Annotated in this window: 15 protein-coding genes; 3 read left to right on the top strand and 12 right to left on the bottom strand. The window is 37.3% G+C overall.

Going from position 1 to position 16,789, the window contains the following annotated elements; all coding sequences use genetic code 11:
- The first annotated feature begins 8 nt into the window (after positions 1-8).
- A complete protein-coding gene (serS, locus tag CDOM16190_RS06195; protein WP_170019354.1) occupies positions 9-1,253 on the top strand; it encodes a serine--tRNA ligase in 1,245 nt (414 codons plus the stop codon).
- Positions 1,253-3,598, top strand: coding sequence for a tetratricopeptide repeat protein (locus CDOM16190_RS06190; RefSeq protein ID WP_170019353.1), 2,346 nt, complete (start codon positions 1,253-1,255; stop codon positions 3,596-3,598). Before serS ends, CDOM16190_RS06190 begins: the two co-directional genes overlap by 1 nt.
- A 95-nt stretch (positions 3,599-3,693) precedes the next feature.
- Here CDOM16190_RS06190 and CDOM16190_RS06185 read toward each other — a convergent pair whose 3' ends face one another.
- Entirely contained in the window at positions 3,694-4,806 is a 1,113-nt protein-coding gene (locus tag CDOM16190_RS06185) for a tetratricopeptide repeat protein (RefSeq protein ID WP_170019352.1), read from the bottom strand.
- A gap of 199 nt (positions 4,807-5,005) precedes the next feature.
- Between CDOM16190_RS06185 and CDOM16190_RS06180 the strand changes: the two genes are divergently transcribed.
- On the top strand, positions 5,006-5,359 hold the full coding sequence (locus tag CDOM16190_RS06180) for a DUF805 domain-containing protein (RefSeq protein ID WP_170019351.1): 354 nt from the start codon (positions 5,006-5,008) through the stop codon (positions 5,357-5,359).
- A 52-nt stretch (positions 5,360-5,411) separates the two neighbouring features.
- On the opposite strand, the gene CDOM16190_RS06175 is transcribed toward CDOM16190_RS06180, so the two are convergent.
- The 11 genes from CDOM16190_RS06175 to CDOM16190_RS06125 form a co-directional block, all read right to left on the bottom strand.
- Complete coding sequence (locus CDOM16190_RS06175) at positions 5,412-6,935, bottom strand: 2-isopropylmalate synthase (RefSeq protein ID WP_170019350.1); 1,524 nt, start codon at positions 6,933-6,935, stop codon at positions 5,412-5,414.
- A gap of 134 nt (positions 6,936-7,069) precedes the next feature.
- Positions 7,070-7,807 (bottom strand): CDP-diacylglycerol--serine O-phosphatidyltransferase, encoded by a 738-nt coding sequence (gene pssA, locus CDOM16190_RS06170; RefSeq protein ID WP_169973012.1) that lies wholly within the window; start codon positions 7,805-7,807, stop codon positions 7,070-7,072.
- Positions 7,804-8,427 (bottom strand): phosphatidylserine decarboxylase, encoded by a 624-nt coding sequence (locus CDOM16190_RS06165; protein ID WP_170019349.1) that lies wholly within the window; start codon positions 8,425-8,427, stop codon positions 7,804-7,806. Before CDOM16190_RS06165 ends, pssA begins: the two co-directional genes overlap by 4 nt.
- A gap of 13 nt (positions 8,428-8,440) precedes the next feature.
- Entirely contained in the window at positions 8,441-10,384 is a 1,944-nt protein-coding gene (gene ftsH, locus CDOM16190_RS06160) for an ATP-dependent zinc metalloprotease FtsH (RefSeq protein ID WP_170019348.1), read from the bottom strand.
- Between the two features lie 15 nt (positions 10,385-10,399).
- The gene (locus CDOM16190_RS06155; RefSeq protein ID WP_170019458.1) at positions 10,400-11,224 is read right to left on the bottom strand and encodes a 50S ribosomal protein L11 methyltransferase; all 825 of its coding nucleotides are present in this window, start codon (positions 11,222-11,224) and stop codon (positions 10,400-10,402) included.
- Positions 11,225-11,238: 14 nt separating this feature from the next.
- Entirely contained in the window at positions 11,239-11,604 is a 366-nt protein-coding gene (locus CDOM16190_RS06150; protein ID WP_169973006.1) for a chemotaxis response regulator CheY, read from the bottom strand.
- A 62-nt stretch (positions 11,605-11,666) separates the two neighbouring features.
- The gene (hisA, locus tag CDOM16190_RS06145) at positions 11,667-12,377 is read right to left on the bottom strand and encodes a 1-(5-phosphoribosyl)-5-[(5-phosphoribosylamino)methylideneamino]imidazole-4-carboxamide isomerase (RefSeq protein ID WP_169973004.1); all 711 of its coding nucleotides are present in this window, start codon (positions 12,375-12,377) and stop codon (positions 11,667-11,669) included.
- On the bottom strand, positions 12,377-12,997 hold the full coding sequence (gene hisH, locus CDOM16190_RS06140) for an imidazole glycerol phosphate synthase subunit HisH (protein ID WP_170019347.1): 621 nt from the start codon (positions 12,995-12,997) through the stop codon (positions 12,377-12,379). The genes hisA and hisH overlap by 1 nt, the downstream gene beginning before the upstream one ends.
- A complete protein-coding gene (locus CDOM16190_RS06135) occupies positions 12,994-13,893 on the bottom strand; it encodes a PDC sensor domain-containing protein (RefSeq protein WP_170019346.1) in 900 nt (299 codons plus the stop codon). The genes hisH and CDOM16190_RS06135 overlap by 4 nt, the downstream gene beginning before the upstream one ends.
- Positions 13,894-13,896: 3 nt before the next feature.
- Positions 13,897-15,672 carry a UDP-N-acetylglucosamine 4,6-dehydratase family protein gene (locus CDOM16190_RS06130; RefSeq protein ID WP_170019345.1) on the bottom strand — a complete coding sequence of 592 codons (1,776 nt, stop codon included), beginning with the start codon at positions 15,670-15,672 and terminating at the stop codon, positions 13,897-13,899.
- Positions 15,673-16,761, bottom strand: a complete 1,089-nt coding sequence (locus CDOM16190_RS06125; protein ID WP_170019344.1) for an aminotransferase class V-fold PLP-dependent enzyme — start codon at positions 16,759-16,761, stop codon at positions 15,673-15,675.
- Positions 16,762-16,789: the final 28 nt, after the last annotated feature.

Below are 16,789 nucleotides of genomic sequence, written 5' to 3'. Positions count from 1 at the left end.
GTATTAGAATGATAAATTTAAAACTACTTGAAACAAACTACGATGAATTCGTATCAAAACTACGAGGAAAAAAGATAAAAGAAGAGGTTCTAAGCGAACTTTTAGCAACCTTTAACGAACTTAAAACAAAACGCCAAAATTTAGAAAGCCTTCAAGCTATCCAAAACGCTAAAAGCAAGGAGCTTGGCATCAAAGCAAGAAACGGCGAAGACGTAAGCGCGCTTAAAGAGGAGCTAAATTCAAATAAAGTCGCGATGAATGATGCTGAAAAAGTGGTTCGCGAGCTTGACGAAAAGCTTGACGGCATAGCTTCGGGCGTGCCAAATATCACCGATGATGACGTGCCTTTTGGAAAAGACGAGGATGATAATGTCGAGCTTAAAAAAGTGCTTGAGCCGCGCAAATTTGACTTCGAGCCAAAGGAGCACTACGAGCTTGGCGAGAAGCTTGGTTGGCTTGATTTTGAGCGCGGAGCAAAGCTTGCGGGAAGCCGATTTACGGTACTAAAGGGAGACGGTGCAAAGCTTAGCAGAGCGCTTGTTAATTATATGATTGATTTTAATATGTCTCGCGGATTTGAGCTGGTAAATGTGCCGTTTTTAGTAAATTCTCGCACGCTTTACGGCACGGGACAGCTGCCAAAATTTGAAGAAGATCTTTATAAAATTCGCGACGAAGATCTATATCTAATCCCAACCAGCGAAGTTCCCGTTACAAATTTATATAACGACGAAATCATCGATGCCGGCAACCTACCTATAAAGATGACTTGCTACTCGGCTTGCTTTCGCCAAGAAGCGGGCTCTGCGGGCAAAGATACGCGCGGCATGATACGCCAACACCAGTTTGAAAAGGTAGAACTTGTAAGCATAACCGCGCCTGATCAAAGCGAAAAAGTATTTGAGGACATGGTGGCGTGTGCTAGCGACCTGCTTACTTCGCTTGGCTTGCCACACCGACATCTGCTTCTTTGCAGCGGAGATCTTGGCTTTAGCGCAGCAAAAACCATCGACCTTGAAGTTTGGTTGCCGGGGCAAAATAGATACCGAGAGATAAGCTCGGTTTCAAACACTCGTGATTTTCAAGCAAGAAGAGCTAAAATTCGCTTTAAAGACGGTAAGAAAAACACACTCGTTCACACGCTTAACGGCTCAAGCCTAGCCGTAGGCAGAACACTCATAGCCATCATGGAAAACTACCAAAAAAGCGACGGCACGATCGAAATTCCGGAAGTTCTTAAAAGGTATATGTAGTGGCTGAAGAAAATGTAGTCATACTAGAGGAAGCCGACGAATCAAAAAACGAAAAACCTCAAGATGAAGGGCTTATCTCCCTTGATAGTTTGCAAGAGGAGCAAGCCAAATCAGATCAGCCTGAGAAGATCGTAGTCAAAAAAAGCAAAAAAAAGCTTTTAATAATCGTCGCAATTGTAGCCTTAGTATCGGCTATACTAATAGCTATAATTTTATTTTTTGTTTTCAAAGAAGATAAGAGTTCAGATATTGATCCGTCTAAACTCGCAAGAGAAATCGAAGACCGCTTTGAAGTGCAGAAATTTGGCGCTTCAAAGATCGATGACATGATACAAAAGGCTAATATCTTATACGAAAAGGGCAATAAATTTGAAGCGCTTAAAATTTATGAAAACATAGCAATTTTTAACGAGTCTTTATCAAACTACAACTTAGGCGTATCTCAAATGAGACAACAAAAATTTGATGATGCGCTAGAGTCATTTAAAAAAGCGATCAACAACAAAGAAAATATAGCAGTAAGTGCTATAAATGCGGCTGTATGCTCACTAGAGCTTAATAACAAGCAAAATTTTCAATACTATATAGATTTAGCAAATTCATTTCTTCAAGATGAGTCAGATTCTCCACTTTATAACTACTACTATGCACTTATAAACTACTACAAGAGTCATTATATAGAGGCTTTGCGAGCACTTTCCCATCCTGTCAACGGACACTATAAAGACAAATATGAGTACCTTAGTGCAAAAATTTTAAGCTATTTAAATCAAAACAAAGAGGCTATAGAACTACTAGAAAAACAAAGGGAATTTGATGCAAGTTTGACCCTTGGTATGCTTTACGCTAAAGAAGGGGAGTATGAGAAGGCTAGAAACAAGCTAAATATCGCTCTTAAAAGTGAAAGCAACACTGATAAAATCGACTCAATACTGGCTTTAATAGATATTAAAACAAATAACTATCCGGGTGCAGCCGATGGGCTAAAAATGGTCTTTTTAAAAGATCCGTTATTCTTAAATAATAATTTTCCGATTAAAACGATACTAAAACCGGAACTATTTGATGTAAATTTAGCTCAAATGCATTTTAAAAACGATATATTTTTTGACAAAACCAGAAGATATGAGGTCTTGTTTTATTTCGCACCTTACAAAGTTTTTGATCCTGGCCAAACGATAAACTACATAAGAAAAGGTGGAATTAGTCTGTTTTTAGATGATGCAAGCGCAGCAAGCAACTACCTAAATACAAGCGGAATGATATCAAAGGTAAATTTAGAAATATCAAAAGCCATAGCAAGCGCTTTAAACTACAAACTAAAAGAGGCAAATGCGCATTTTGCAAAGCTTATTTCAATCTATCCGGAACACTCAGTGCTTCACTATAACCTTGCTTTAAGTTACGCTCAACTTGGCAACTTCTCTCTTGCGGCAAAGCACTTTATTACAAGTTATCACCTTGATCCAACGAATCATCTTGCCGGAGTTTTTGGTGCAATATCAAACGACATAAATAGCATTAATAACACAAAATTTATTAAAGAGATAACTGAAAATTTAGCGCAAGATCCGAATATAAAAGAAGTGAATTTGTACAAGGCCTTAATAGAGCTCATCTCCGGAAATCAAAACGCACTAATAAGATGGCTTGAAGAAGAAAAGGAAGAGAGCGCTATAAATTTAGCATTTGACGCGATAATAGCTAAAATTGCAAATAGAGATAAGGACTTTATCGCAAAGAGTGAAATTTTAAAATCAAAGCTTCCAGATGACGTAATATCAAATATTTTAAGCTTTATATCCAAATTTAAAGATAGTAATATCAAAGAGTATGTGCGCCAAATCCAAATCTATTTTCACAATAAAGAGCTAAATGAAGCAGCTTTTTATCACGGCGCAAACATTATCAAAGAACAATACATCAAACTTCTTCAAATTTCAGGACTACTTAACTACGAGAGAGAAAAGCTTAAAAAACTAATCGCAAACGGTAATCAAAATGATATAAATTTACTACAAACTCTCGCATATATCGATATTTTTACTAACGATTTCGAAGAGAGCTATCAAATATATAACAAAATCATAGATGAGTTTAAGATTACTGACGCAGGAACACTGTTTCTAACATCTGTGGCTGCAATAGGCTCCAATCACCCTCAAAATGCAATCGCTCTTTTGGAACTATCAAAGCTAACCGATCCAAACGCTTTTGAAAGTAGGCTGGCACTTGCACTCTTATACCAAGAGATCGGCAATATAGATGCTGCTGTAATACAATACAATCTAATCAAAGATACTAAATTCAAAAGCAAATTTTTTGATTTTATGTTAAAGCATTAACTTTAATATATTATTTTAAGAATCATTTGAATACATTAATGGTTCACATCATCAAAGCCGTTTGCCAAATTTAGCAAACGGCTCATATCGGTAAATTATTTACCCGTTTTAATCCTCTCCACCCAATTGCAACCTTCCTGATTGCCGGCTTGGCAAGCCTGTGTTGAAATTTGCATTAGCCACTCGCAAGCATCAACTCTATGTAATTTGCAAGCTTTGTATGCATACTCCATTGCTTTTTTAGCATCTTGTTGGCTAAGAGCGGCAGCTCCAAAGCAACCGTTGCTATATCCGTATTCGCAAGCTTTATCGTAATAATACAGCATTTTTTGAGGATCATTTTGATAAGCGTTCGCCGCCATATAACAAGAATGCGGATCTTTGTTTTCGCAAGCTATCTCCTCGCTTGTGGTTTTGCCTAGCTTTTCGCAAGCCTTGCTTTTTCTGTTGTGTTTGCAAGCGATAGAAAATAGCTCGTTCGCCTTTTTCTCATCTTTCATGCCGTATTTGTCGCTTTCATAAAGCTCTCCTAAGCTGCCGCAAGCTTCCGGATACTTATCAGGGCAAATTTTCTCTAAAACTTCTTTGCCTTTTTTGATATCTTTTTTCACACCTATACCATCGGTGTAAAAAAAGCTCACCGTAGGGCACATACTATACACTCCTCTTTCACACAAGCCGTTATAGACCTCAAACGCCTTTTCATAATTCTTCTCTACGCCCTGACCGTAGTAGTACATATAGGCAAGATATGTGCAAGCATCCTCGTCCTTGCCGAGTTCACAACCCTTTTTTGCGTACTTAAACGAAGCTTCAAAGTCCTTTTTGTCATAGGCAGAGACTGCGAGCTTACCGCAACTTGCAGCGTCATTCGCCTTGCAAGCCGCTTCACGTTTTTCTTTAAGCTCTTTTGCATAGCCCTTTTCACAGCACATTTTGTCTTGATCATTTAAGTCGCAACACAATCTATAATACATAATAGCCTTTTGCGGATCGCTTGCAACGCCCGGTCTTCCGAAATCATAGTACGAACCAATCTGCTTGCAAGATGACCAAACCTTATCCTTTACGCAAGCTTCGTGTTCAAAAGGCATAGACTCTATGATTTTACCGTCTACTCTTAACTCCATTGCCATTGATTCATTGGTTCTTGCATGAGCCGATAGTGCAAGAAGTGCTGCAAAAACAATAAAACCTAACTTTCTCACAGTAATCTCCTTGTATTAAATTTTCTATTGGCATTATAATAAATTTTATTACTAAATATCAATATAATGTGCTTATTCTTAATAAGGACACTTGCAAATTAAATATTTTATATAAATTTTTATTACTTTAATTTTATTATTTTAATTTTTTAGTTGTTTTTATAAAATATAAGTAATATTTTTTAATCAAGGATAATCAATGACTTTTTCTCAATCTATAAAAAATTGCTTTAGCAACTATGCAACATTTCATGGCAGAGCATCTAGGTCTGAGTATTGGTGGTTCGCACTTTTTAATGTGCTCATATACATATTTGCAAGCATAATAGACACAACGATAAATTCTTCAATATTTTATACCATATCTGTATTAGTGCTTTTTTTGCCAACTATTTCTGTCTCCGTAAGAAGACTACACGATATCAATAAAAGTGGCTGGTTTTATCTTCTGTTTTTAATACCGATTATAGGGATAATCATACTTATAATATGGTTTGTAAAGCGTGGAACAATAGGCCCTAATCAATTTGGAGACGACCCTGTTTTAGAATAAAATTAAATTAGCTCGCAACCTGAGTGGTTGCGAGCTAATTTTTAGATTATATCTATTTACTTAAATTTTTGATCCTAATAAAGCTATTTAACGCACCTACATAGGCCTTCGCACTAGCCATCATAGTATCTATATCAAGCCCATGCCCTATAACAGCGTTATTTTTATCAAATTCGACCTTAACTATAACGCTAGCCAAAGCATCTTTACCCTGGCTAACCGCACTTACTTTATAGTCTTTTAATACTCCATTTATCTTACTTATGCGATCAATAACCTTAAATATCGCATCTACTGTTCCATTTCCAAGAGCCGCATCGCTAATAAACTCATCCTTATGCTTTATCGTTACAGCAGCACTTGCAAGCCCTTTATTGCAGTTATTTTGACTTAAAGTTACTATCTCGTAAGCTTGCGGAATTTTAATAAATTCGCTAGTAACAAGGGCGCGGATATCATCATCAAATACCTCTTTTTTCTTATCGGCTAGATCTTTAAATTTTTCAAATGCTTCATTTAGCGCCTCGCTATCAAGCTCAAAACCAAGACTTATTAGTTTATCTTTAAAAGCGTGACGTCCTGAATGCTTACCAAGAACCAAAGAGTTTTTCTCAAGCCCTATACTTTCTGCTGAGATTATCTCATAGGTCTCTTTATGCTTTAACACACCGTCTTGGTGGATTCCGCTTTCGTGAGCAAAGGCGTTTTTGCCAACTATAGCCTTATTTGGCTGAGGCTCTATACCTGTTATGGTTGCCACAAGGCGAGAGCTAGGATAAATTTCTTTACAAATTATATCTGTATATAGTGGGGCAAAGATATCCTGACGCGTCTTTATAGCCATAACAATCTCTTCTAAGCTTGCATTACCGGCTCTTTCTCCAAGTCCATTTAAGGTACACTCCACTTGCCTAGCTCCAGCCATTACCGCAGCTAAAGAATTAGCCGTAGCAAGCCCTAAATCATTATGATTATGAACCGAAACTATCGCTCTTCCATTTATAAATTTCACCATCTCACTTATCATAGCCGTAAGCTCGTTTGGCAATCGATACCCAACGGTATCAGGTAAATTTATAGTCTTTGCTCCTGCCTGTATAACAGCCTCACAAATCTCTTTCATAAATCCTAGCTCAGTCCTACCCGCATCCTCGCAACTAAACTCAACGTCATCACAAAATGTTTTAGCATATTTTACAGCTTCAACAGCACGGTGTATCACTTCGTCAGATTTCATCTTAAGCTTATACTCCATATGAATCGGACTTGTAGCGATAAATGTATGGATTCTCTTTTTTTTAGCAGGAAATATAGCCTCTCCGGCAGCTTTGATATCTCTTTCTACGGCTCTTGCAAGAGAACAAACAGTAATATTTGAAGACTGCTTTGCTATCTGATTTATCGCATCAAAGTCTCCCGGGCTTGCTGCAGCAAACCCGGCCTCCATCACATCCACTCCAAGGCGCTCAAGTTGAAGAGCTATTCTTAACTTTTCCTCCGTATTCATCGAGGCACCAGGGCTTTGCTCACCATCTCTTAATGTGGTATCAAATATAATTATTTTATTATTATTCATTTTAGATCCTTGTTAAGTTTTTTGAAATTTGTAAATTTAATGAGTTTAAGAGTGAGTAGTAGCTGCTTAGCGCAGCAGCAGAGCGTGTTTAATTTGAAAGAAAATTTGGATGAAATATATGCCAGAATCGATACTCATTCGCTCTCCTTTTTAAATTTAGGATTCTTTTTGATAAACATATAGATAAATCTAACTATACCATAAAAAACGTAAATAGTCATTAAAGCCGCAGGAACTTCTATGGGATATATATAGAGCAAAGAGCATATAATAGTTAAAATTATTAAAATTTTTAAAAAATTAGCCTGTTTTAAATCTATTTTTTTAAAGCTTGGATAACGTATATTACTAACCATCAATACAGAAAGAACGGACTGAAGTATTAGCAAAAACCACTCGGCGCTTCTAGCAAAACTATATTCTAAACTAAGCCCAACCCAAAAAGCGCTTACAATAGCGGCTGTTGGTATAGGAAGACCAATAAATACCGAAGGCTCATATGTGCCCGTCATCACATTAAATCTAGCAAGTCTAATAGCACCAAACACTACAAAAAGCGCTGCAACAAGAGAGCCTAATCGTCCAAAATTTTGCCCTACCGAAAAATAAAATAGCATAGCAGGAGCAACACCAAATGCTACAATATCTGCGAGACTATCAAACTCTACTCCAAATTTCGAAGTAGTCTTAGTAAGTCTGGCTACCCTACCATCAAGTCCGTCAAGAATAAGAGAAAATACTATATATGTTATCGCTTTAAAATATTGTCCATTTACAGAAGCAATAATACTAATGACACCCAAAAATGCACTAGCTGCGGTAAATAAATTTGGAAATATATACATAAGCTGAAGTTTGTCATTCTCTCTCATCTTCTATCCTCATGATTAAAAAATCCAATTACGCTACAAGTCGCCTTTACACTATCTCCTATAGCAGCACTTATGCGAGCATTGGCAGGCAGTATCAACACAACTAGTCCATCTCCTATAAACCCGAATTTATCCCCAGCTTCTAAATCCTCAAATTTCTCAACTGATAAGCTTCTGCTTAAAGCCCCCGCTATAGTGCGTATGGCTATCTTTAAATTTCCATGCTTACAAAGATATAAAGCTCTTTCATTTAAAGAATTTGAAGACTTCATAGTACTGCATAAAAATAGCCCATGTCTTCGCCTTAATTCAACAAGCTTAAGATCGCAAGGAGCTTTAAGAGAACCTGATCCTAAAATTGATTTGCAGATAACAATCTCAATAGAATCATCTCCTAAATAAGAAATTCTCCTAATGCTTTTTACTTTGCCGTCAATAGGGCTTAAAATAGCGTATTCGTCGTTACTTCCCTTCTCTCTTTTAGGGTTTCTAAAAATAAAAAGGGTGATAATAAAAAGTGTTAAAGACAGAGCCCAGAGAGTGTCAAAAAACACCGACGATAAAAATAAAAAACTAAAAATTAGTATATATTTATAGCCCTGCTTAGCGACAATCTCCACACTCTACTCCGTTCTAAGACTTTTGCTCGCTATCATTATGCTCTTCAATAAGACGACTAGGAAGTCCGTTTTCATTTTCATAAGCTTTTATAATCTCTCTAACCTTGGCGCCCTCGATCGTCTCTTGTTCGTATAGAGCCTCAACCATCTTTTCGATAGCACCGCTATACGTTCTAAGGGTTTGCAAAACCTCATTATATCTGGCTTCAAGCGTACTCTTAACGAATTCATCAACCTTTTCAGCCATCTTATCGCTATAGTCTTTAATACTTTGCCCACCCGTTAAAAATGTATTTCTTTGTTTCTCAAGTACCATAAGTCCGGCAACATCACTCATTCCATAAACCGATACCATAGCTTTTAATATGTCTGTTGCGCGCTCAAGGTCGTTGCCGGCACCTGTCGAAATCTCTTTTATAAAGACCTCTTCGGCAGCTCTTCCTGCTAAAAGCACATCAACGCGAGCGATTAACTCATGGCGCTGCATCATAAATTTATTCTCTTCGGGAGTATTTAGCGTATATCCAAGAGCCGCCAGCCCACGAGGTATAATAGAAACTTTCGTTACCTTATCGGCACCTTTCGTAGTTTCTGAAATCAGCGCATGCCCGCTTTCATGATATGCTACAATACGCTTTTCTTTTGGATTTATACGTCTTGATTTCTTTTCAAGTCCTGCAATAGCGCGCTCAACTGCTTCAACCAGATCTTTTTGCTCGACATAATTTTTCTCTTTTCTTCCCGCTAGAAGCGCAGCCTCGTTTATAATATTTGCAAGATCGGCTCCTGCAAGTCCTGCAGTCATACGAGCGATTTCCTCGATATCCACATTTGGATCAAGTTTGATATCTTTCATATGCACGCGTAAGATATCGATTCTTCCTTTAAAATCTGGCTTATCAACAAGCACTTGTCTATCAAATCTTCCGGGTCTTAAAAGCGCGGCATCAAGCACTTCAGGGCGGTTTGTCGCAGCCAAAACTATAACAGGAGAAGCATCCGAGCTAAAGCCATCCATCTCAGCTAGAAGCTGATTTAGAGTCTGCTCTCTTTCATCATTTCCACCTATCATACCGCTTGCAGCACGGCTTTTACCTATGGCGTCTATCTCGTCGATAAAGACGATCGCAGGGGCTTCTTTTTTGGCATTTTCAAAAAGATCGCGAACACGGCTTGCACCAACACCCACAAACATCTCTATAAAGCTTGAACCGGAAACCGAGAAAAACGGCACATCCGCTTCTCCTGCAACAGCTTTTGCAAGAAGCGTTTTACCCGTACCCGGAGGTCCAACCAAAAGCACACCTTTTGGAATTTTGGCTCCCAAATTTATATACCTATCAGGATGCTTTAGAAAATCAACTATCTCTTTAACTTCTTCCTTAGCCTCTTCAACGCCCGCTACATCGGTAAATTTCACCTTTGGCTTTTCTGAATTCACAAGCTTTTTGGAGCTTCCCATACCGAGTATGCCTCCGCCCATGTTTTTTTGCATTCTGCTTGCAAGAAACATCCAAATTCCAAAGAATATGAATATAGGAAGCACCCAAGAAAATAGCAGTTCGCTAAACCAGTTCGTCTCGCTATACGCGCCATAAGGTATCTTGTTTTCTTCAAGCAAAGGAACCAAAGTCGGGTCGTTCACTCGTTTTGCTATAAATACGCTTCTGCCATCTCCCATATTGCCAAGTGCTTTAATGGACGTTTCTGCAATTCCTACTTGAGAAATTTGCTTGTTTTTAATCATCTCTTTTAATTCAGAATATGTCACACTCTTAGTAGCTGTTTGACCTCCAAATGAACCGCTCATCTCCATATTGTCTGTAAAACCTCTAAATACCAAAATAATAACGATAGCAAAAATAGCAAAAATAAAAATCGGATTCTTATTAAAAAATCCGTTATTGCCATTATTATTATTTGAATTTCTATCTTCATCGAATCTTTTATTGTTCATTATGTCCCTTAAAAATTATTTTTGAAATACGAAGCTACTCCACTCATTTTGCGTGTTTAATTCAACAAGCTTAAGTGAAGCAAAGACCTCTAGGATACGCTCTTTATATTTTTCTAGCACACCTGCTAAAATCAGATAAGAACCATCTTTGAGTAATTTTATCAAATCATTTTTTAATATTAATATAACATCAGCTATGATATTGGCCACAACAATATCGTATTTAGCGTCTAAATTTGATATGGAGCCAGTCCAAATTTTATTAAATTTAACATCGTTTAACTCTGCATTTTGTTTAGAACTGTAAGTTGCCTGCTCATCCGTATCGCAACCATCTACATTGCATCCAAGTTTTGCCAATGCTATGCTTAAAATACCGCTTCCACAACCAACATCAATAGCACTCATTCCTTCTTTTGCATATTTTTGCAAAAAACTTATACAAGCGCTTGTACTCTCGTGATGTCCGGAGCCAAATGCCAAGGCAGGATCTATTATAATATTCAAAAGATCTTCTCTAGGATTTTCCCAGCTTGGACGTATATAAAATTTACCAAGCTTGATGGGCTTAACATTTTTTTTATATTCATTAATCCAATCTTTATTTTCTTTAACCTGCAAATCAAGCTTAAGATCGATCTTTTTATCAAGAGATTTTTCAGCCGCTTTTACATACTCAATTAAGCCAAATTGAATCCCGCTAAGATCGTCCTCATCTCTGATTATAAATCCATTTTCAATCTCTTCTACACAGGTTATTCCAAAGGCAAAAACAAGATCTAGTAATAAATCGCAAGCATTGTTAGAAACAACACTTAGCTCATAAAATTTTTCTTTCAAAGGAGAATTTTGCATTAACCGATAACGTCTTCAAGCTTCTCTTTTAGAACTTGAGGTGTAAAAGGTTTAACTATATAGTTGTTTACACCCGCTTTTAAAGCCGTTATAACCTCCGCTTTACCGCCTTCTGTAGTAACCATTATGATAGGCATATCTACATATTTTTGCTCTGCTCGAACTTTTTTTACAAGCTCGAGTCCGTTCATTTCAGGCATATTCCAGTCGGTTATAAGTATATCTATATCACTATTTTGAGTTAGTAGCTGCCAAGCTTCAAGACCATTTTCAGCCTCTAAAATATCTTGATGACCGAGCCTTTGCAGAGTGTTTTTTATAATTCTTCTCATCGTAGAACTATCGTCTACTACTAATATTTTCACAATCATTCCTTTTAAAATTTTGGTCTATTTTATCAAATTTTATATTTAAATAAACTTTAATTTTAGATAGTTAATTTAAGCGCCTCTTTGAGATCTATCCTGCCCTCATAATAAGCTTTGCCTACTATGACGCCAAATACTTGACCGGTTTTTTGAAGGGCTATTATGTCGCCGATGTCTTTTACTCCTCCGCTTGCTATAGTGTCTATACCGCTAGATCTAGCTATATCAACCGTAAATTCGACATTAACTCCGCTGAGCATACCGTCTTTACCAATATCAGTGCAAATTATCGCCTCGACTCCTGCGTCTGCAAATTTAAGGGCTAAATCAGTTGCTTTCATAGTCGATACATCCGCCCAACCCTCGGTCGCCACATAACCATCTACCGCATCTATGCCAACTGCTACCCTATATTTTTTGGCCGCTTCTTTTACAAAATCAGGATCTTTTAAAGCTATTGAGCCAAGAATCACTCTAGTAATGCCGCTATTTATGTAGCTTTTGATACGCTCTTCGTTTCTTATTCCGCCACCAAGTTCTATCTTTAAATTTGTAGCCCTAACTATCTTTTCTACTGTTTTTAAATTTATAGCCTCTCCGGCAAAAGCGCCATCTAAATCGACTAGATGAAGCCATTTAGCTCCTAAATCCTCAAACTTTCTAGCAAGCTCTTCCGGTCTATCAGAATATATCTTAGCACTACTCATCACACCCTTACTAAGTCTTACCGCCTTGCCCTCTTTTAAGTCTATTGCAGGAAAAATTTCCATTAAAGCCTCCCGAAATTTTCTAAAATTTTAAGCCCGACATCCTGACTCTTTTCAGGATGAGGCTGAAAGCCGTAAATATTATCTTTACAAACGGCACTTACGAATTTATGGCCATATTCGCTATATCCAAGAGCAAATTTATCATCGCAAACCACGTGATACGAGTGTACAAAGTATAAATATTCACTACGTTTTAAGTTTCTGTTTATTACCGAATTTTTACTAAAATTTATCGTATTCCAGCCAATATGTGGTATCTTTAGGCCATTGTTCATACGGTCTTGATCAAATTTCTTTACCCTGCCCTCTATTATCCCAAGCCCTTTAGATAACCCAAACTCTTCACTTTCATCAAAAAGTAGTTGCATACCAAGGCAGATGCCTAAAAAAGGCTTTCCACTATCCGCAAATTCCACTATGGCTTGATCTAAGGATTTAGCCCTTAATTTCTCCATTGCCAACGCAAAAGCCCCGACTCCCGGCAAAATAATCTTATCAAATTTTAAAACCTCATCGCAGTTTTTAACAAGCTTTGCATCAAATCCTAAAAATTTAAAAGCGTTTAAAACACTTCTTAAATTTCCAGCCTCATAATCGATTATACCTATAGTTGCGCTCATTTATTTGCCTTACTTTTAACAGATATTAGATAAATACTAAGAGCAACCATCAGCATAGCAACGCCGGCTATAAGATAGATAGCGTTTATTATGTGATCAGGAGCTGTAATAGCAAATTTAAACACGAGCATAAGAGCCTCTATGGCAAGCGCAATAATAATAGAGCCGATAAATCTAACCATGGTCTTATTGTTGTCAGGATCATCGCTTTGGTTGCTTTTGCCAAGCACCTCCTCTTCAAAAATCGCCTTAACCAGATCAAAAATCGCCAAAGCAAGAGTTAGAACTATAGTTGTTTCAAACATCTCTTCAACATTGATATTCATAAGGCTATTGGATAAAAATCTGCTCACGCCATATATAAACAAAAATGCAGAGACCATAAAAAGGGCAACCGCGAATGCGGAATATATGCATTTTAAAAATTTACCAAAATACCCCTCAGCCACGCCAGGAGCAATCAATTCTAAAACATTATCCAAAGAGATATCGACACAAACTACAAATTTGAGCTCATTTTTTTCATCATAAATCGGCGTAGAGGCTGTGACGCAAAGCTCATTTGTCAGAGTCGAAGGATATGGATCGCTTAATATGCAGCGCTTCTCTCTAACCGCTCTATAATAATATGCCTTATTACTTCTATTTTCACCTTTGCCTGCACAATATTCTTTGTTTAGACTCATAGAGTCTTCGATCTGTATTCCGTTGCTATCAAGCACATAAAAAGCATCAAAGCTCTCTATCTCGTGAGCTATCTTATCAAGCCCCGCTTTAATACCATCCAAACTAACGCCCGGAAGCTTATTTGGCAAATTTCTACTAAAAAGATAGCATAGATAGGCTCTTGCCTTATATCTAGCATCAGAAAATCTCTGAATATCCTTTATAAACAACTTTCAACCTTTCAAATTTAGCGCATGATTAAACTCAGGCACTATATTTTTTAAATTTTTAGCGATATCTTCGCTGTTTAGTAGCTCATCTATCTCGCAATTTAATCTATTTATATCATAAATTTGAGAATCCGTAACAAAAATAGATTCAAATTTCGTTCTGACGTCATCCTCATTGATCAAAAGCTCCTCATATAGCTTCTCTCCCGGTCTTAATCCTACAAATTCTATACCCAAATGCTCTTTATTCGATAAAATCAGCATCTTTTTAGCAAGATCAGCTATCTTAACAGGCTCACCCATATCAAGCACGAACAGCTCTCCGCCTTCTGCTATGGAGGCAGCCTGAAGCACGAGCTGACAGGCCTCTGAAGTGAGCATAAAGTAACGAGTAATATCAGGATGCGTAACCGTTAAAGGCAAATTTTTAGCAATTTGCTCTTTAAATTTAGGTATTACGCTTCCGCTACTTCCAAGCACATTTCCAAACCTGACCGCAACTATCTCGGTCTGATTTTTTATATTTGAATTTAAAGCATATAGTTCACAAACTCTCTTGGTAGCTCCCATAATATTTGTGGGGCGCACAGCTTTGTCAGATGAGATGATGACTACTTTTTTTACGCTAAATTCTATAGATACATCAACTACAAATTTGGTCCCTAAAATATTATTTACAACCGCCGCCTTAGGATTGACTTCACAAAGCGGCACATGCTTATAGGCTGCGGCGTGAATTACGATTTGAGGTCTAAACTCATCAAAAATAGCTCTTAAATCCTGCAAATCAGTGATATTAATCATCTTGCTAACAGTCTTATTAGAGCTTGTTATCTCTCCGACTCTATATAGATTAAACTCACTATTATCGAGCATTATAAGCTTTTTGACGCCAAATTTCAAACACTGCTTACAAATTTCACTTCCTATGCTTCCTCCGGCACCAGTTACTAAAACCACCTTATCCTCTAAAAAACCTCTAGCTACGCTATCGCTAAGATCCTTTGGCTTTCTGGCCAAAAGATCTTCAATAGATATATCCTTAATCTCCTGCTTGCCAAATAAAGAGAAAATTTTAATATCGCGTATTCCGTATCCGGTTAGCTCGTCAAAGAGCTCCTGAAGCTCGTCTTGGGATAGTGCAAGAGCGATTATGGCGGTTTTTACACTATATTCTTTGATTATATTTGAAATTTCTTTTTTAGACTGAACTAAAAATCCATCACAATAAGTTCCTACAAGATCGCTTCTTCCATCAACTACGCCTACAGCATAAAAATCTATATAGCCTTGTCTAAGCCCTTTTAAAACATGCAAAGCCTTTGAAGTAGCTCCTATTACGATACAAGGCTCACCTGCATCGGCTTTTTTAGAAAAATCAAGAAACATCCTCTTTGAAATTCTAAGACTTCCTATAAGCAAACAAGAGATAACCGCATCTATTAAAATCACACTTCTTGGAAATGGATTAAATATATCTGAAAATAAAAAAAATATCGCAGAAAATGACAAAACAGAAGATATATGAACAAGAAAAATTTTTCTAGCTTCGTTTAGCCCAAAAAACCTCCAAGGAACCTTATAAATTTTAAAAATCCACATAAAAAATAGCTTTAAAAAGAGCACAAGAGAGCCGTTTATATATAAACTATCCTTAAAATATTCAGGTATTATGCCGCTAAATCTAAGCAAATATGCCCAATAAAACGAGGCTACAAATATAAAGATATCAAAGCTTAGGAAAAATATTAGCCTCTTTAGCTTAGTAGCTTTAAACATCTACAAATTTTCCTTCACTATTTTAACAACTAAATCCAAACTCTCATCGCTCATCGAAGTACCGCTAGGCAGACAAATTCCGCGAGAGAAGAGATCTTCGCTAGTGCCGTCTACAAAACTCAATGCACCTTTAAACAGAGGCTGCAAATGCATAGGCTTCCATAGAGGTCGGCTCTCAATATTTGCTTTAAAGAGAGCATCGATAACTTTTAAGTGATCGTTTTTACCTTTAAAAAGCGCTGTTGCAAGCCATCTATTTCCGCGAGAGTTCTTAATCTCAGGCATAAATTCAATTTCCTTTAAACTCTCTTGATACCTTTGAAAAATTTCACGCTTTTTAACTACCCTATCTTCCAAAACCTCCATTTGTGCCACGCCGATAGCACCTAAAACGTTACTTAAGCGGTAGTTATATCCGTAGTCTTCATGCTCGTAGTGTAAAAATGGCTCTCTAGCTTGAGTCGAGTAAAACCTCGCCTTTTCTACTAAATTTTCATCTCCTACTAGCATACCGCCACCGGAGGTTGTAATGATCTTATTTCCATTAAAGCTATAAACTCCAAGCGTTCCAAACGTGCCAAGAGCTTTTTTGTCATAAAACCCACCAAGAGCTTCTGCGGCATCTTCTACTATGGCAATATTTTCATTTTTACAAATTTCAACTATCTCATCCATCTTGCAAGCCTGACCGTAAAGATGGGTCAAAATCAAGGCTTTTGGTTTTTTAGGAAGCTTCAAAATGGCCTTTTTGAGCATTTTTGGACTTAAATTCCAACTCTCATCGGAGTCTATAAAGACAGGGGCGGCTTTTTGATAAAGTATCGGAGAAACCGAGGCTATAAATGTAAAGCTAGAGACTAGGACAAAATCACCCTGCTCTATGCCTAAAACTCTAAGCGCCAGATGGAGTCCAGCCGTGCCCGAGCTAAGTGCAAGAGCGTCTTTTGCGCCTGTATAATCCTTGACGCTATTTTCAAATTTATTTACATACTCGCCAAGTGGCGCTATATAATTGCTTTTAAAAACTTCCGCTATATACTCTTGCTCTCGCCCGCTCATATGTGGCGGACTTAAAAATACTCTTTGCATTATTCCTTCTTTGTTTCTTCAAATTCTA

The sequence above is a fragment of the Campylobacter sp. RM16190 genome (assembly GCF_012978835.1).
Lineage (GTDB): Bacteria > Campylobacterota > Campylobacteria > Campylobacterales > Campylobacteraceae > Campylobacter_A.
This window is presented reverse-complemented; position numbering and strand designations above follow the sequence as displayed.